This is a genomic window from Pseudomonas sp. DW-iso3, from assembly GCF_058725305.1.
Genome location: NZ_JBZXDZ010000001.1, coordinates 239,869 through 254,952, shown reverse-complemented (window position 1 = coordinate 254,952; position 15,084 = coordinate 239,869). Strand labels below are relative to the sequence as shown.

At 60.4% G+C, this 15,084-nt stretch carries 18 protein-coding genes, 1 pseudogene and 1 riboswitch; of the genes and pseudogenes, 9 read left to right on the top strand and 10 right to left on the bottom strand.

Annotation, left to right across the window (positions count from 1 at the left end; all coding sequences use genetic code 11):
* Positions 1-67 precede the first annotated feature (67 nt).
* The 3 genes from AC4PS7_RS01265 to AC4PS7_RS01255 all read left to right on the top strand — a co-directional run bounded on the left by AC4PS7_RS01265 (position 68) and on the right by AC4PS7_RS01255 (position 2,907).
* Positions 68-1,033 (top strand): 2-hydroxyacid dehydrogenase, encoded by a 966-nt coding sequence (locus AC4PS7_RS01265; RefSeq protein ID WP_457244052.1) that lies wholly within the window; start codon positions 68-70, stop codon positions 1,031-1,033.
* Between the two features lie 30 nt (positions 1,034-1,063).
* Complete coding sequence (locus tag AC4PS7_RS01260) at positions 1,064-2,062, top strand: methyltransferase (RefSeq protein ID WP_010213070.1); 999 nt, start codon at positions 1,064-1,066, stop codon at positions 2,060-2,062.
* Positions 2,063-2,112: 50 nt separating this feature from the next.
* A riboswitch (yybP-ykoY riboswitch) is annotated at positions 2,113-2,234 on the top strand.
* 88 nt (positions 2,235-2,322) lie between these two features.
* Complete coding sequence (locus AC4PS7_RS01255; protein ID WP_004372026.1) at positions 2,323-2,907, top strand: TMEM165/GDT1 family protein; 585 nt, start codon at positions 2,323-2,325, stop codon at positions 2,905-2,907.
* A 134-nt stretch (positions 2,908-3,041) separates the two neighbouring features.
* Here AC4PS7_RS01255 and AC4PS7_RS01250 read toward each other — a convergent pair whose 3' ends face one another.
* Positions 3,042-3,860 (bottom strand): M48 family metallopeptidase, encoded by an 819-nt coding sequence (locus AC4PS7_RS01250; protein WP_010213075.1) that lies wholly within the window; start codon positions 3,858-3,860, stop codon positions 3,042-3,044.
* Positions 3,861-4,039: 179 nt separating this feature from the next.
* Here AC4PS7_RS01250 and AC4PS7_RS01245 point away from each other — a divergent pair.
* A pseudogene (locus AC4PS7_RS01245) lies at positions 4,040-5,383 on the top strand (methyl-accepting chemotaxis protein); the annotation flags it as partial.
* Between the two features lie 15 nt (positions 5,384-5,398).
* On the top strand, positions 5,399-6,241 hold the full coding sequence (locus tag AC4PS7_RS01240) for a methyl-accepting chemotaxis protein (RefSeq protein ID WP_392397717.1): 843 nt from the start codon (positions 5,399-5,401) through the stop codon (positions 6,239-6,241).
* A gap of 131 nt (positions 6,242-6,372) precedes the next feature.
* Here AC4PS7_RS01240 and AC4PS7_RS01235 read toward each other — a convergent pair whose 3' ends face one another.
* The 3 genes from AC4PS7_RS01235 to AC4PS7_RS01225 are packed head-to-tail and all read right to left on the bottom strand — an operon-like array spanning position 6,373 to position 7,484.
* Complete coding sequence (locus AC4PS7_RS01235; RefSeq protein ID WP_010213077.1) at positions 6,373-6,993, bottom strand: SOS response-associated peptidase; 621 nt, start codon at positions 6,991-6,993, stop codon at positions 6,373-6,375.
* Between the two features lie 36 nt (positions 6,994-7,029).
* The gene (locus AC4PS7_RS01230; protein ID WP_010213078.1) at positions 7,030-7,290 is read right to left on the bottom strand and encodes a putative signal transducing protein; all 261 of its coding nucleotides are present in this window, start codon (positions 7,288-7,290) and stop codon (positions 7,030-7,032) included.
* A gap of 11 nt (positions 7,291-7,301) precedes the next feature.
* Positions 7,302-7,484 carry a CPXCG motif-containing cysteine-rich protein gene (locus AC4PS7_RS01225; RefSeq protein WP_010213079.1) on the bottom strand — a complete coding sequence of 61 codons (183 nt, stop codon included), beginning with the start codon at positions 7,482-7,484 and terminating at the stop codon, positions 7,302-7,304.
* 133 nt (positions 7,485-7,617) lie between these two features.
* On the opposite strand from AC4PS7_RS01225, the gene AC4PS7_RS01220 reads away from it, so the two are divergent.
* Positions 7,618-8,781 carry a 1-acyl-sn-glycerol-3-phosphate acyltransferase gene (locus tag AC4PS7_RS01220; RefSeq protein WP_029529243.1) on the top strand — a complete coding sequence of 388 codons (1,164 nt, stop codon included), beginning with the start codon at positions 7,618-7,620 and terminating at the stop codon, positions 8,779-8,781.
* A 150-nt stretch (positions 8,782-8,931) separates the two neighbouring features.
* On the opposite strand, the gene AC4PS7_RS01215 is transcribed toward AC4PS7_RS01220, so the two are convergent.
* Entirely contained in the window at positions 8,932-9,189 is a 258-nt protein-coding gene (locus tag AC4PS7_RS01215) for a hypothetical protein (RefSeq protein WP_010213081.1), read from the bottom strand.
* Positions 9,190-9,371: 182 nt separating this feature from the next.
* Between AC4PS7_RS01215 and AC4PS7_RS01210 the strand changes: the two genes are divergently transcribed.
* On the top strand, positions 9,372-9,581 hold the full coding sequence (locus AC4PS7_RS01210) for a hypothetical protein (protein WP_021491876.1): 210 nt from the start codon (positions 9,372-9,374) through the stop codon (positions 9,579-9,581).
* 57 nt (positions 9,582-9,638) lie between these two features.
* Here AC4PS7_RS01210 and AC4PS7_RS01205 read toward each other — a convergent pair whose 3' ends face one another.
* The gene (locus AC4PS7_RS01205) at positions 9,639-10,226 is read right to left on the bottom strand and encodes a YajG family lipoprotein (protein WP_010213084.1); all 588 of its coding nucleotides are present in this window, start codon (positions 10,224-10,226) and stop codon (positions 9,639-9,641) included.
* Positions 10,227-10,420: 194 nt separating this feature from the next.
* Here AC4PS7_RS01205 and AC4PS7_RS01200 point away from each other — a divergent pair, with 194 nt between their 5' ends.
* Positions 10,421-10,654, top strand: a complete 234-nt coding sequence (locus AC4PS7_RS01200) for a hypothetical protein (RefSeq protein ID WP_010213085.1) — start codon at positions 10,421-10,423, stop codon at positions 10,652-10,654.
* 718 nt (positions 10,655-11,372) lie between these two features.
* Entirely contained in the window at positions 11,373-12,881 is a 1,509-nt protein-coding gene (mqo, locus tag AC4PS7_RS01195) for a malate dehydrogenase (quinone) (protein ID WP_021491877.1), read from the top strand.
* Between the two features lie 69 nt (positions 12,882-12,950).
* Here mqo and AC4PS7_RS01190 read toward each other — a convergent pair whose 3' ends face one another.
* The 4 genes from AC4PS7_RS01190 to AC4PS7_RS01175 all read right to left on the bottom strand — a co-directional run bounded on the left by AC4PS7_RS01190 (position 12,951) and on the right by AC4PS7_RS01175 (position 14,979).
* The gene (locus AC4PS7_RS01190; RefSeq protein WP_003188614.1) at positions 12,951-13,238 is read right to left on the bottom strand and encodes a PA4642 family protein; all 288 of its coding nucleotides are present in this window, start codon (positions 13,236-13,238) and stop codon (positions 12,951-12,953) included.
* Positions 13,239-13,429: 191 nt separating this feature from the next.
* Entirely contained in the window at positions 13,430-13,915 is a 486-nt protein-coding gene (locus tag AC4PS7_RS01185) for a hypothetical protein (RefSeq protein WP_010213090.1), read from the bottom strand.
* Between the two features lie 35 nt (positions 13,916-13,950).
* The gene (locus AC4PS7_RS01180) at positions 13,951-14,418 is read right to left on the bottom strand and encodes a WbuC family cupin fold metalloprotein (protein ID WP_021491878.1); all 468 of its coding nucleotides are present in this window, start codon (positions 14,416-14,418) and stop codon (positions 13,951-13,953) included.
* A 3-nt stretch (positions 14,419-14,421) separates the two neighbouring features.
* On the bottom strand, positions 14,422-14,979 hold the full coding sequence (locus AC4PS7_RS01175; protein WP_010213093.1) for a hypoxanthine-guanine phosphoribosyltransferase: 558 nt from the start codon (positions 14,977-14,979) through the stop codon (positions 14,422-14,424).
* Positions 14,980-15,084 lie beyond the last annotated feature (105 nt).

Below are 15,084 nucleotides of genomic sequence, written 5' to 3'. Positions count from 1 at the left end.
ACTGATTATTTCATCTGATAGGCTCGGGAGATTACGCCTTCGAACCCTGTCGCAAAAGGTACAGTTGATGACGAACAATCGCCGCGCCGTCTTTCTTGATCACCCTTCCCTGGACCCGGGGGACCTCGACCTCAGCGAGCTGCGAGACAGCTTCAGCGAGTTGCAATTGTTTGCAGACACCACGCCGCAGAACGTGATCGAACGCGTGCAAGGCGCCCACGTCGTGATCAGCAACAAAATCGCCCTCAACACAGCAACCTTGGCGGCCTGCCCGGAGCTCAAGCTGATCCTGGTGTCAGCCACCGGCACCAATAACGTCGACCTCGAAGCCGCCCGCGCCCATGGCATCACCGTGAGCAACTGCCAGGGCTATGGCACGCCTTCGGTGGCGCAGCACACGATCATGCTGTTGCTCAACCTGGCGACGCGCTTGAAGGATTATCAACGGGATGTCAGCGCCGGCAAGTGGCAGGAGGCCAAACAGTTCTGCCTGTTGGACCACCCGATTGTCGAGCTGGAAGGCAAGACCCTCGGCCTGCTCGGCCACGGTGAATTGGGCGGCGCAGTCGCGCGACTGGCTGAAGCCTTCGGCATGCGTGTCCTGCTCGGCGCTATTCCGGGACGCCCGGCCCGCGCTGACCGCGTGCCGCTGGATGAACTGCTGGCGCAGGTGGACGCGCTGACCCTGCACTGCCCACTCAACGAACACACCCGCGACTTTATCGGCGCCCGTGAACTGGCGCTGCTCAAGCCCGGCGCGTTTGTGGTCAACACCGCACGCGGTGGTTTGATCAACGAACAGGCCCTGGCCGATGCATTGCGCAGCGGTCACCTGGGTGGCGCGGCGACCGATGTACTGAGCGTAGAACCGCCGGTGCATGGCAACCCACTGCTGGCCGGCGATATCCCGCGGCTGATCGTCACCCCGCACAACGCCTGGGGCAGCCGCGAAGCGCGCCAACGCATCGTCGGCCAACTGGCGGAAAACGCCCGTGGCTTTTTCAACGGGGCCCCGCTGCGCGTCGTCAGTTGATAAACTGCGCCCCTTTTCAAGGAGCAGACCATGGATCCGCGCAGTGAAGTACTGCTTCGTCAGGCCGAACTTTTTCAAGGCAACCTGCTGTTGGTGGGCTTGCCTGCCGACGACCTGCTCGGCCGACTGCCCAACGCCCACGGCTGGAGCTGGCATGCCGGCGACCAGGCGGCGCTAGATGCACGCTTCGCCGAGCGCAGCCACTTTGGTGTGAACGTGCCGGAGCGCGCATTTGATGCGGCGGTGATCTTCCTGCCCAAGTCCAAGGACCTCACCGACTACCTGCTCAACGCCGTGGCTGCACGCTTGCCCGCCGCCGAATTGTTTCTGGTCGGCGAGAAAAAAGCCGGCATCGAAAGCGCCGCCAAGCAGATGATCCCTTTCGGCAAACCGCGCAAGCTCGACAACGCGCGGCATTGCCAGCTGTGGCAGGTCACCGTGGCCAACGCGCCCCAAGCCGTCGAGCTGGAAAGCCTGGCACAGGTCTTCGAGGTGCCGCTGGCTGAAGGTCCGCTGAAGGTGTTGAGCCTGCCGGGCGTGTTCAGCCACGGTCGACTGGATCGCGGCACCGAGTTGTTGCTGGAGCACCTGGACAAGCTGCCAAGCGGCCATCTGTTGGATTTCGGTTGCGGCGCTGGCGTGCTGGGGGCGGCGGTCAAACGTCGCTACCCGCACAACACAGTGACGATGCTAGATGTGGACGCCTTTGCCGCTGCCAGCAGCCGCCTGACCCTGGCCGCTAACGGCTTGGAAGCCGAGGTGCTGACCGGTGATGGCATCGATGCGGCCCCGATGGGGTTGAACGCGATTTTAAGCAACCCGCCGTTCCATGTCGGGGTGCACACCGACTATTTCGCCACCGAAAACTTGCTGCGAAAAGCGGCGAAACACCTGGCAAAAGGCGGCGAACTGCGCTTGGTCGCTAACAGTTTCCTGAAGTACCAACCGCTGATCGAAGAGCACTTGGGCGTGTGCGCGATCAAGGCCGAGGGCAACGGTTTCCGCATCTACCGTGCAAAGCGCGGCTGACGGGCGTTTGAAAAAGAAGGCTTGCCGAATGGATTTTGCCTAGGCAGAATCCGCTCCGTCCTAGGGGAGTAGTCTCCCACGAGCGCCACGCTCGTCCGGCATACGTCAACATACTTGGTCAGCAGACCATGGCGTATGCGACCCAGGAGTCCGCACAGACGGACCGGGGTTTGACAAGACCTATGACACGCACACCTTACCCGGGGCGGGAAGGCTGTACGTGTCATAGCCGTGTCGACCCGCCCCTGGAAACCTACCTGATGCTGGATTCATTGCTCGTTCCTACCGCAATCGTTGCCTTGGCCGAAATCGGCGACAAGACGCAACTGCTCGCGCTCATCCTTGCCGCACGCTTTCGCAAACCCTGGCCGATCATCGCCGGCATCGTTGCCGCGACCCTGGCCAACCACGCGGCCGCCGGTGCCGTGGGGGCCTGGTTTGGGAGTTTCTTCTCGGATGCGGTGTTGCACTGGATCCTCGCGGCGAGCTTCTGCGCCACGGCGCTGTGGACCCTGGTGCCGGACAAACTCGACGATGACGAAGCCAGCACCACGCGCAAATTCGGCCCGTTCCTGACCACGCTGATCGCGTTCTTCCTTGCGGAAATCGGTGACAAGACGCAGATCGCCACGGTGATGCTGGCGGCGCAGTATCCGGAGTTGTGGCTGGTGATTATCGGCACCACCCTGGGCATGCTGATTGCCAACGTGCCGGTGGTCTTGGCGGGGAATTTTGCGGCGGAAAAACTACCGTTGACCTTGATTCGTCGACTGGCGGCAACAGCGTTCTTCATCCTGGCGATCGTGGCGGTGTACAAGGCCATGCAGAGCAGTGGCTGGATCTAAATCTGTAAACCCAATCAAATGCGGGAGCGGGCTTGCTCGCGAATACGGAGTGTCAGTCACTGATTATTTGACTGATCCAACGCCTTCGCGAGCAAGCCCGCTCCCCCATTTAGACCTTCACCAGATCTTTAGGCTCAGGATTTCTTGGCCTGTTGGTACAGCGGCATCACCTTCGGAATCGCCGCCTGCAACGAGGCGATTCGGCTGTCGGAGGCCGGGTGAGTACTCATGAACTCCGGCGGTGCACCTTCCGAGGCTTTAGCCATCTTGTTCCACAACGTAATGGCGGCGTTCGGGTTATAGCCGGCGCGGGCCGACAGTTCCAGGCCGATCAGGTCTGCCTCGTTTTCGTTGCTGCGGCTGTTGGGCAAGGTCATGCCGTAGTTTGCCACGGTATCGGCCAGTGCCAGACTGTCCTGGCCGAGGCCGAACAATGCACCGGCGCCCTGCTTCGCCATCTCGATCCCGTAGGCCTTGGACATGGCTTCACGGCCGTGTTCACGCAAGGCGTGGGCGATTTCATGGCCCATCACGGCAGCCAGTTCGTCATCGGTGAGCTTGAGGTTGTCGATCAACGCGCTGTACACGAAGATCTTGCCGCCAGGCCCGCAGTTGGCGTTCATCTCGTCGCTCTTGATCAGGTTCACTTCCCACTTCCACTGTGCGGCATCCGCACGAAAGGTCGGCGCCTGGGCAATCAAGCGGTTGGCGATGGCCTGCACGCGCTTGGCGTTGGCGCTGGTCTTATCCAATTGGCCCTTGCTACTGGCTTCGCCCAACGTCTGTTGGTAGGACTGGGCATACATCTGGTCGACTTCCTGGCTCGACAGCATGCTGAACATGTACTGCTTGCGCTCTACCCCAACGGCGCCGCCGCTGGTGGTGTTGACCGACTGACACCCAGCCAGCAGCATCGCTGCCACCAACCCACTTACCACCAATGATTTCTTCATCAACACTCTCCCTGAAAGACGCCCTTAAAACATGGCGCGTATCGTAGGCGCACATTTGTATCCGCGCCAGATACACCAGACGTGTAACCGAAGAATTTCGGATACACCCTACCTGCCCCAACAACGGCGGCGGGCATTCCATTTGCGACACCCCGAAGATTTTTGCAGGACACCCCCTAATGCCCTGCACGCCCGTGGCCGATACAAAAAGGCGGACTATCTCCCCTGCGCCCGGAGCCTTCATGAAATTCAAGTCGATCCAATTTTCTGTCGCGGCATTGGCCGGGGCCATTGTCCTGAGCGTGGTCGCGGTGCTGGTGCTGTACGCCTTGTTTGCGGGAGCGCGGACCCAAGAGATGGTGCAGGATCGCACCCAGGTGCAATTCGAACAGATTATCGAACAGCGCCTGACCGCCCTGGCGCAGACCCAGGCCACCTTGATCCAGCGCGAACTGGAAGCACCACTGGTGACCGCCAAGAGCCTGGCCACCGCCAACGCCCTGCTCGGCATGAAAGACGCCAAGGGCGAGCCGGCCCTGCAAGTCAGCCGCGAGCAACTGATCAACCTGCTGCATGAAACCGTGGTGCGCAACCCGAAGATCCTCGGCGCCTACATCGGCTGGGAGCCCAACGCGATCGACCACAACGACGCGGCCTACGTGAACAGCCCCATTGTCGGCATGGCCGCCGACGGACGCTTCCTACCTTGGTGGTACCGCAACGCCGATGGCAGCCTGGGCCTGGACAAGCTCGCCGACGTCAACGACCAGAACATCCTCTCCACCGGCGTGCGCGCCAGCGAGTACTACCTGTGCTCGAAGGAAAACAAAAAAGCCTGCGCCATCGATCCCGCCCCTTACAAGGTGGGCAATGCAATGGTGATGCTGGCTTCGTTCATTGAGCCGATCATGATCGACGGCGCGTTCCAGGGCATCGTCGGCGCCGACCTGTCGGTGAACTTCATCCAGGACATGCTCACCAGCGCCGATCAAAAGCTCTACAACGGTGCCGGTGAAATGGCGCTGATCTCCAGCAATGGCCGCCTGGTGGCCTATACCAAGGACGCCAGCAAACTCGGCGAAAAAGCCAGTGACCTGCTCGACAGCAACGAATTGACCAACCTCAACCAGTTGAAAGCCGGTGAAGTACGTTACGACATCGACAAGGAACACGGGCATATCGAACTGTTCCTGCCGTTCACTATTGGCCAGGCCGACGCACGCTGGACGCTGATGCTGCAACTGCCGCTCAGCGCAGTGATGGCCGATTCCCAGAAGCTGCAAAGCGACCTGGAGGCCCAGCGCAAGACCGACATTTTCGGCATGACCATCGCCGGTCTGCTGATCGCCGGTATCGGCTTGCTGGTGATCTGGCTGGTCGGCCACGGCATCGCCCGCCCGCTCAAGCAAATGGTCGCGATGCTCAATGACATCGCCCAAGGCGAAGGCGACCTGACGCGGCGCCTGACCAGTGACCGCGCCGATGAACTGGGCGCGATCGCCAACGGCTTCAACACCTTCTTGATCAAGCTGCAAGGCATGATCACCCAGGTGGTGAGTTCGGTGCAGAAGGTCAGCGACTCATCGGAACACACCGCCGACATTGCGATCCGCACCAACCAGGGCGTGCATAAGCAGATGGTTGAAATCGATCAGGTGGCCACCGCCGTGCATGAGATGACCGCCACTGCGCAAGACGTTGCACGCAACGCCACCCAGGCCGCCCAAGCCGCCAGCCATGCCGACCAAGCCGCGAGCCAAGGCATGCGCATTGTGCGCGACACCTCCACGTCCATCGGCGCACTGGCTGAAGAAATCGGCAAAGCGGTGAGCGTGGTGCAAACCCTGGCCAAGGACAGCGAGAACATCAACGCCATCCTCACCGCGATTCGCGGGATTGCCGAACAGACCAACCTGCTGGCGCTCAACGCCGCCATCGAGGCGGCGCGGGCCGGCGAGCAAGGCCGTGGGTTTGCCGTGGTCGCCGACGAAGTGCGCAACCTGGCGCAGAAGACCCAGAAGGCCACCGAAGAAATCCAGACCATGATCCAGCAGTTGCAGCAAGGCACCCGGGACGTGGTGCGGGTGATGGAGGACAGCCAGAGCCGCACCGATGAAAGCGTGCAACACGCGGCCAAGGCGGCTGAAGCGCTGGAAACGATCACCCAGGCAGTGTCGGTGATCAACGACATGAACACCCAGATCGCCAGTGCCGCCGAGGAACAGAGCGCGGTGGCCGAGGACATCAATCGCAATGTGATCAATATCGGCCAGGTGGCCAATGAAGTGGCAGGCGGCGCGGATGAATCCAGCGCGGCCAGTGCGGATTTGACCAAGCTGGCGGAGCAGCAGCGGCGGTTGATCAATCAGTTCAAGGTTTAGGGATTTGCGGCGGTATTGAGGCCGCCTTCGCGAGCATGCCCGCTCCCACATTTAACTGTATTCACTATTCCAAATGTGGGAGCGGGCTTGCTCGCGAAGAGGCCAGTGAAGACCACAGACAGCCAATAGGCTCAAGCCGGGGTCAGGCACTCCGGCCCATTGAGCTTGGGATCATTGACCATGTTGGCCAGGACCCGCTCGCGCAACGCGGTGGGTTCACTGGCCAATAGACCTTGCAACACATGCAACGGTGTCTCGGGGTTGAGCCAGGCCTCCTGCCCGGCCTCATCCAGAATCAGCGGGCGACGCTGAGCCTGGGCAGCCTGGGTCACCACCGCCGTACTCAGCCACACTTGCTCCTGCACCGGATACGCTTCCCAGATCGCGGCGAAAAACAATGTGGAACCCTCCCCCGGCGTCAGCCAGTACGGGCGTTTGCGCTGCGTACCGCGCCACTCGTAGAACCCATTCGCGGGCAGCAGGCAGCGGCGCTGGCGGAACGCTTCGCGAAACATAGGCTGTTCGGCCAGGGTTTCGGCGCGGGCATGGGCGGGTGTGCGCGAAAGATCGGTCAACCACGGCGGCGTAAGGCCCCAGCGGGCGCGGGCCAGGGTGCGCTGGCCGGCGGTGGCGCGCTGGATCAGCACCGAATCATTCGGGGAGATGTTCCACTGCGCCTGCTGATCGGCCGGGAAGCCCGGTAAGGCAGCAAAGGCGGGATTCCAGCGAAACAGGGCATAACGTCCACACATGGGGCAACACGACTCTTGGATAAACCGACCGACAGCCTAACAGACCAGCACGTCGGGGAAGCTGTCGGGTTCGTCACCCGGCACCGGCTGAGCACCGATATAGGCGGTAATCAGCTCGCGGGCCTCCATGGCCCGGTCATTGTCCACCTCCAGACCCAACAGGCCGAAAATGGGCAATTCGCCAGTGCCGCCGAGCAAATGACGGCCCACCAGATGCGACTCGATACCCTCACTGGCGAGCATCTGTTGCAGCAGCTCGCCTTCCATCAGGTTTTCCGGTTCGTAGATTCGCTGCATGGATGTATCCGTTATTCGTTTTCGCTTCGGGTTTCGAGCATCCACTCTTCCCCATGCACCTGCAGATCGAAAATGATCGGCCGGCAACACACCTGGCAGTCTTCTATATAGGTCTGGTCACCACCGGACAAGTCCACCGTTGTCTCAACCACTTCACCACAATAAGGACAATCGTACGTCGCGTTTTCTAGCATCGCAGCCTCCAAGGTGACTTGTGCGTATAATCGCCGGTCTATTTACAGGGTTATATTTCGGCTGAGCCCATTACTCAGGCCGCACCCTGGTATTTCCTTTACTTACCCTAGCCGTTTCTAACAAGAGAGCATGATGGGCGAATTCGATACCATCCGACCTTACAACGACAGCGAAGTCCCGGCAGTGCTGGCGCGCCTGTTCAGTGACAAGGCCTTTCTGGACATCCTGACCCACTTCCGCTTCCCGCGCTTTGCCGGCGCGCTGGGCTGGCTGCTCAAGCCAATGATCGCCCGCAAACTACGCCGTGAGTTCGCCGGCGTCACCACCGTGGCTACGCTGCAGGACAAAGTCGAGTACTACGTCGACCACACCATCGACCGGGCGACCGACGGCGTGACCTACACCGGCGTCGAGCAGCTCAAGTCCGGCACGGCCTACCTGTTCCTGGCCAACCATCGCGATATCGTGATGGACCCGGCCTTCGTCAATTACGCCGTGTACCACGCCGGCCTGCCGACGCCACGCATCGCCATCGGTGACAACCTGCTGCAAAAGCCGTTCGTCAGCGACCTGATGCGCCTGAACAAGAGCTTCATCGTGCACCGCTCGATCACCGGGCGAAAGGAGAAGATGGCGGCGTATCAGCTGCTGTCGGCGTATATCAACCATTCGATCCGCAACGACGGTGCGTCGATCTGGATTGCCCAGGCCGAAGGGCGCGCCAAGGATGGGGATGATCGCACCGAGTCGGCGATCCTCAAGATGTTCCATGTCAGCCGCAAGGATGAGCCGTTTGCCGAGGTGATCCAGTCGTTGAACCTGACGCCGGTGTCCATCAGCTACGAATACGACCCGTGCGACTCAGCCAAGGCCCGCGAGCTGTACATCCGCGCCACCACCGGCACCTACAGCAAGGCGCCGGGCGAGGATGACGTGAGCATTGCCCTTGGCATTACAGGCTACAAGGGCCGGGTCCACATCAACTTCGCGCCGCCGATCACTGAGCGTTTCGAAGATACCAAGGTGTTGGCCGCAGAAATGGACCGGCAGATTCTCGGTGGTTATCGGTTATTCCCGGTGCATTACCTGGCTTATGCTCAATGGAGCGAGGCGGACCCGCAATTGCAGGTGCCGACAGCGGCCGAGGTGTTCCCGGCCGATGAGCTGGCCAAGGCGAAGACGGAATGGGAGCGGCGCTTGAACGAATGCCCGGCCGAACACCGACCGTTCCTGGTGGTGCAATATGCGACGCCGGTGCGCAACCAGTATCGCGTAAAAGCTGGAATCCCTCTTTAAACGCCGATCAAACATGTGGGATCTGGCTTGTGTGGGGAGCCGGGCTTGCCCGCGATGCAGGCACCTCGGTATATCAATCGCACCGAGGTGATGCTATCGCAGGCAAGCCAGCTCCCACACTAGCCCGCACACATTCGTTTCGCGATGTTTTCAGAGGTGGGTGCTGAGCCAGGAAGTGACCAACGCCAACCCCAGGCAGGCAAACCCAATGCGGTAAGCCAGACGATGCGCCCGTTCGGTGCGTACATCCAGAAACAACATCGGCTGGTCGATCGCGCGATCTTCGCCTTGCGCGGTCAGGTCGGCCATCGCGCGCTGTTCGCGCAGGCGGGTAATGAACAGCAGCGCCGCACCCGTGCAGGCCACTAGTAAAGCCAGAACATTGATCAGTAGTGCGGGCAGCGCCATCGCAAACCTCAGTAAGACAGTGTCTTGGTATCGGTTCAGATACAAACCTGAACGATAGTGACCTCCCGCGCCGTAAATGCTCCCTCCCCCGTTAACGGCTAATGTATCCAGTAATTTACGCCGTCACCTGAACGTCACCTTAACAAGCCACTCTGTTGCCCTTCGACGCTTAGGAGCTTGTCATGCTGCACGCACAAAACCAGGATCGGCTGTACCTGATCACCCAAAGTGATGAGCAAGAAGCACTGGTTGGCAGCCTGGCCTTCAACGTCCAGGATCGCCACTGGCTGGTGTATTGCGCCCTCGGCGGACACCAGCATGCGGACCTGCCGGAGACCGATCTGCTGACGGGGGTGAGCTTGCTGGATTTCTGTATCGACACCGCCGCGTGAAACTGGAGGCGAAAAAAAGCCGGGCTCATCACTGGGCCCGGCTTTTTGCTGAATCGGTTATTGCGAGCTGAGCAACGAACCGATGCTTGGGTCCTTGAACAGGCGGGTCAAGGCGTCGCTGAGGACGTCGCTGACCAGCTTGGTGTTGGTTTCCTGGTTAGGTGACATGCCGAAGCGCTGGTTCAGGGACGCACCGTAGCGACCGCTGTAGCGACGGGTGCCGGCGTTGACATCGGACTTGAAGGTCGCGCCGATGGACGCTTCGGTCACGTACAGGCCATCTTTAGGCGACTGATACTTCAGTTCGGCCAGGGTGATGGTCAACTGCGGCGCACCCGGTGCGTTGGCGCTTGGGGTGAACCCCAGCAGACGCACGGCGGCTTCAGCCTGGGCCTGCAGCTTGGGCAGTACGTCCTGGGCATTCACCGAGACCAGGGCGGTTTCCGGGTACAGGCCACCGCGAGAGCCGAGGGTCGGCGACGGACGACCATCCACCACACGCACCGACACCGGCTGGCCGTGGCCCACAGGCGCCAGCTGCGTGGTGATTTTCGGTTCCGGGGTCAGTTGTTGCGGGCTGTTGGCGCAGCCAACCAGGGTCAAACTGGTCACAGTGATCAAACCGAACAACAGGCGTTGCAACATGCTCTTCTCTCCAGAAATCAGGTACCGACAGGCGGGCAGTATAGCGGTGCGCCTGTGCCAGGAACTAGCGCCAGTTACAACCTGAGACCTGCGCGGCCTGTCGCGGTTCGGTGTCACTGATATGTCATGGCCGATACACAAGCTCGTCATGCCCGACCGACATGCTAGGCCCCAATCTCAGGAGGTCAGACACCATGCATTTTCTCTGGTCATTGTTTACGCGCAAGCCCGCCCTTCGTCAGTTCGCCCTGCTCGATGCGCAAGGTCGTTGCCAGGCCTTCAAAGAATGCAGCCAGCCGCCGGTAGGGGACGGATGGGTGGAAATCGATGAAATCCGCCTGAGCTGGATGCACCACCCGCTACCGGCCCGCGCACGCGTCAGCCCGCGTCCTGCGCGGTCGCCCCGGCACCAGCCGTTGGCCGCCTGACCGAACGCCTAATAAAAGTCATAAAACACGCCCATTTCCCTGGCGTTCTTCGCTACAATCTCCCCCCGATTATAAGGACGTCTCCTGATCGGGCCTCGCAGCATCGTTATTGCCACGGCACTAACCCCCAAATCGCCCACAGAGAGCCGCCCACACAGATCGAGTGAAGCTGGCGTGCTTGCTGTTTTCCCTGCAAACCCTCCGCCTTTACCGAATCTGCCAGAGCTGCCATTGCGCTCGGCCACTTGAGTTGTTTGCCCGTTTTGCCGCGTGTCGGCTAGGGGCCAGGTGCCAGGCTGGGGCAGCCCTTTTTTGAGGTTCACGTCTTCAAAAGAGCGTGAAAAAACGGGTTTTCACAACTTCACAAGAGTGTGGCGAGCAAATGAATAGTTTGGCGTTTGTACAAGCACCATCAGCGTCTGGAACAGCCCAACCACACAGGACCGAGCACGTTTTAAAAACCGGAGCTTGAGCCTGTCCGCTACGGATTGATTGCATGAATCGCACGCTTTGACCATAAGTCGAATTGCCACAGGCGCCCATGAATGCGTTCATAGGCAGATTAGCCCGGCAGGAAGCGCGCGCTGAACATGCAAAGAATTGCGAATCGGACATGGCGATCCTGGCCATGGGTAATCTGGGGCAACACGTGAATCGCCCCGTCACTCCTGGCAGCCATGCCGTCAATTTGGTGCTGCAGATTTTGGAGACGCGTTAAATGGCGCATAACGAAGCAGTCGACGTAGTACTGGTAGGGGCCGGCATCATGAGTGCCACCCTGGCCGTACTGCTCAAAGAGCTCGACCCCGGCCTCAAGCTGGAAGTCGTTGAGCTGATGGATTCGGGTGCCGCGGAAAGTTCCAACCCGTGGAACAACGCCGGGACCGGCCACGCCGGGCTGTGTGAGCTGAACTACACGCCCCAGGCCGCCGATGGCTCCATCGACATCAAGAAAGCCGTGCACATCAACACCCAGTTCGAGGTGTCGAAGCAGTTCTGGGCGTACCTGACCAAAAAGGGCACCTTTGGCTCGTCCAAGTCCTTCATCAGCCCGGTGCCGCACCTGAGCTTCGTGCAGGGCGAAAAAGGCGTGGACTTCCTCAAGAAGCGCTTTGAAACTCTCAGCCAGCACCACGCGTTTTCGGACATGCACTACACCGAAGACCGTAGCGAAATGGCCGAGTGGATGCCGCTGATGATGCCGGGCCGCTCGCTCGACGAAAAAATCGCAGCCACCCGCGTCATGAACGGTACCGACGTCAACTTCGGCGCACTGACCAACCAACTGCTCAGCCACCTGACCAGTTCGCCAGACGCCCAGGTCAAGTACAGCAAGCGTGTGACCGGCCTCAAGCGCAACGGCACAGGCTGGACCGTGAGCATCAAGGATGTGAACAGCGGCAACAGCCGTGACGTGGACGCCAAGTTCGTGTTCCTCGGCGCCGGTGGCGCAGCCCTGCCGCTGCTGCAAGCCTCGGGCATCGAAGAAAGCAAAGGCTTTGGCGGCTTCCCGGTCAGCGGCCAATGGCTGCGTTGCGACAACCCGGAAGTGGTCAAGCACCACCAGGCCAAGGTCTACAGCCAGGCTGCCGTAGGTTCGCCGCCGATGTCCGTGCCGCACCTGGACACCCGTGTGGTGGATGGCAAGAAATCCCTGCTGTTCGGGCCATACGCCGGCTTCACCACCAAGTTCCTCAAGCACGGCTCGTTCCTCGACCTGCCGATGTCGATTCGCGCCGGCAACATCGGCCCGATGCTGGCTGTGGCCCGCGACAACATGGACCTGACCAAGTACCTGGTCAGCGAAGTGCGCCAATCCATGGAGCAGCGCCTGGAGTCCCTGCGTCGCTTCTATCCGGAGGCGAAAGCCGAGGACTGGCGCCTGGAAGTGGCCGGTCAACGGGTGCAGATCATCAAGAAAGACCCGAAGAAAGGCGGCGTGCTGCAATTCGGTACCGAACTGGTCGCGGCCAAAGACGGCTCGCTGGCCGCCCTGCTGGGCGCGTCTCCGGGTGCTTCGGTGACCGTTTCGATCATGCTGGAGCTGATCGAGAAGTGCTTCCCAAGCAAAGCCGCAGGTGAATGGGCCGCCAAGTTGCAGGAAATTTTCCCGGCGCGGGAAAAGGTTCTGGAAACGGACGCGGAGCTGTATCGCAAGATCAACACGCAGAACAACATCAGCCTGGAACTGGTTGCACCTGCCGCCGAGACTGAAAGCTACGCTTGAAGTCGTGACGCCATAAAAAACGCCCCGCTCTCGTGATGAGAACGGGGCGTTTTTGTGTGCCTCGAATAATCAGCCGCGGGCGTTATCGATCAGCTCGATATACTCGGCGGCATTACGCTGGTCCTTGATCAGGTCCACGAAGGTCTGCCCATGCTCATCCTTGCCGTCGAGGTCCAGGCCAGCTTCCTTGAAAAAGCCCAGGAACCGTTCGAAGTCGTCGATACGCAGGCCACGGTAGGCCTTGATCAGTTTGTGCAGGGACGGTGAAGTCGCATCGACCGGCTCGAAGTCCAGGAACAACTTGATCTGATCGTCGCCGATCTCGTCGCCAATCACCTGTTTCTTATCTTTACGCATTACCGACTCCAGCCTGCAGACATTACACGGGAAAAGCAGTTTACCTGCGGCACGCCAGCTTCGGAAGCGACGCAGAACCAATGTGGGAGCGGGCTTGCCCGCGAATGCGGTGGGTCAGTCAACTTACCTTTAACTGATACTCCGCTTTCGCGAGCAAGCCCGCTCCCACATGTGGTGATGCTGGGTTCTCACTACCGTGCGCGAACAGCACCGGTGTGTAAGTCGGCCCAGATATGCCCATTGGCATAACTGAGGAACTGTACATACACCGTGTCATTGCGCAGCAAGTCGACGATCACTCTGTACTGAGCCACCGGGTAGGACAAGGTGAGGGTCTTGCTCTTATCGTCGTACACCGGCTTTTTCAGGCTTTTGCTTTCGGCATCGAAGTTGAGCACCACCTGGCTGATGGTCGCGCCTTTGTTCAGGGATTTGCCCTTGAGGCGGATCATCAGCGGCGAGGTCACCGGAATCGGTTGCTGGCTGGATTGGCGTTGATTACCCACCACCACAGCGTACTCATTAACTTGCAGCAGTTGCTGCTGGTCCGGGGTTTCCGCGCGCAGGGTCAGGTCGTCCGAGGGCAGGAACTGGCTGTGCATCGGTGCAGGCGCCGCGGCCAGCGGCAGGCTGAGGGTCAGCGCCAGGACGGCGCAGGTGCGTATCAACAGGCTCATGGGCCGCTCCGGCAAGATGGGCCCAGCACTGTAGCTCAATCGAACTGGGCAAGCATCCAGCGTTGATACTCGGCCACGCCGGCATCGCCTTCGCGGGGCGCCCAATCGGCCAGCTCGCCTTCGCCCACCGGACGATACGGGCCGGCCTTGCACTCGAACATCACCGTGTTGGGCTCCAGCACCACCAAACCGTGGAACACGCCGGGAGGAAGATCAACGCCAGCGCATTCGCCACCCGCCTGCATCACGCGTCTGGCGAGCACTTCGCCGGTTTCGCTGAACACCAGCACACCCAGGCGGCCCTGCAGCACGAGCAAGGTTTCCGCCTTGTCCGCGCTCAGGTGCCGATGAGGCGGCACATAAGTGTCAGGCTGCAACCCCACAGCGAGACGGTGACACGGCTCTTCCATTTGATGGAAATTATGATGGTGCCGGCCACGAGGGCTAGCGCCCGCTTTCTCGGCCAGTTCGGCAAACAGCGTCTGATCAAGAAAACGGGCCATGGCTTACATCCCTTTGACGGCGTAAATGCCATTGGCATTGCGCCAGTAGCCTTTGTAATCCATGCCGTAACCGAAGATGTAGCGGTCGATGCACGGCAGGCCGACGTAATCGGCCTTCAGATCTGGGCGGGCCTTGCGATCATGGTCTTTGTCGATCAGCACAGCGGTGTGCACTTTGCGCGCGCCGGCGTGTTTGCAGAAGTCGATGATCGCGCCCAGGGTGTGACCTTCATCGAGGATGTCGTCGATGATCAGCACGTCGCGATCGATGAACGAGACTTCCGGCTTGGCTTTCCAGAACAGATCGCCGCCGCTGGTTTCGTTGCGATAGCGGGTGGCGTGCAGGTAGGACGCTTCCAGCGGGAATTGCAGATGAGTCAGCAATTTTCCGGCGAAGATCAGGCCACCGTTCATCACGCAGAAGACCACCGGGTTGGTGTCGGCCATTTCGCGGGTGATGTGCGCGCCGACCTTGGCGATCGCCTCTTCGACTTGCGCTTCGGTGTACAGGCAGTCAGCCTCGCGCATGATTTGACGGATATGCTCGAGATCAGCGGACATGGCGCTCTCCAAGGGGGTGCTGTGGCAAGAAAAGCGGGCGAAGGTACGCTTCTCGTGCGCTCCGAGCAAGCCTTAATGGACTAACGTACTAGATGTCTATAGGAC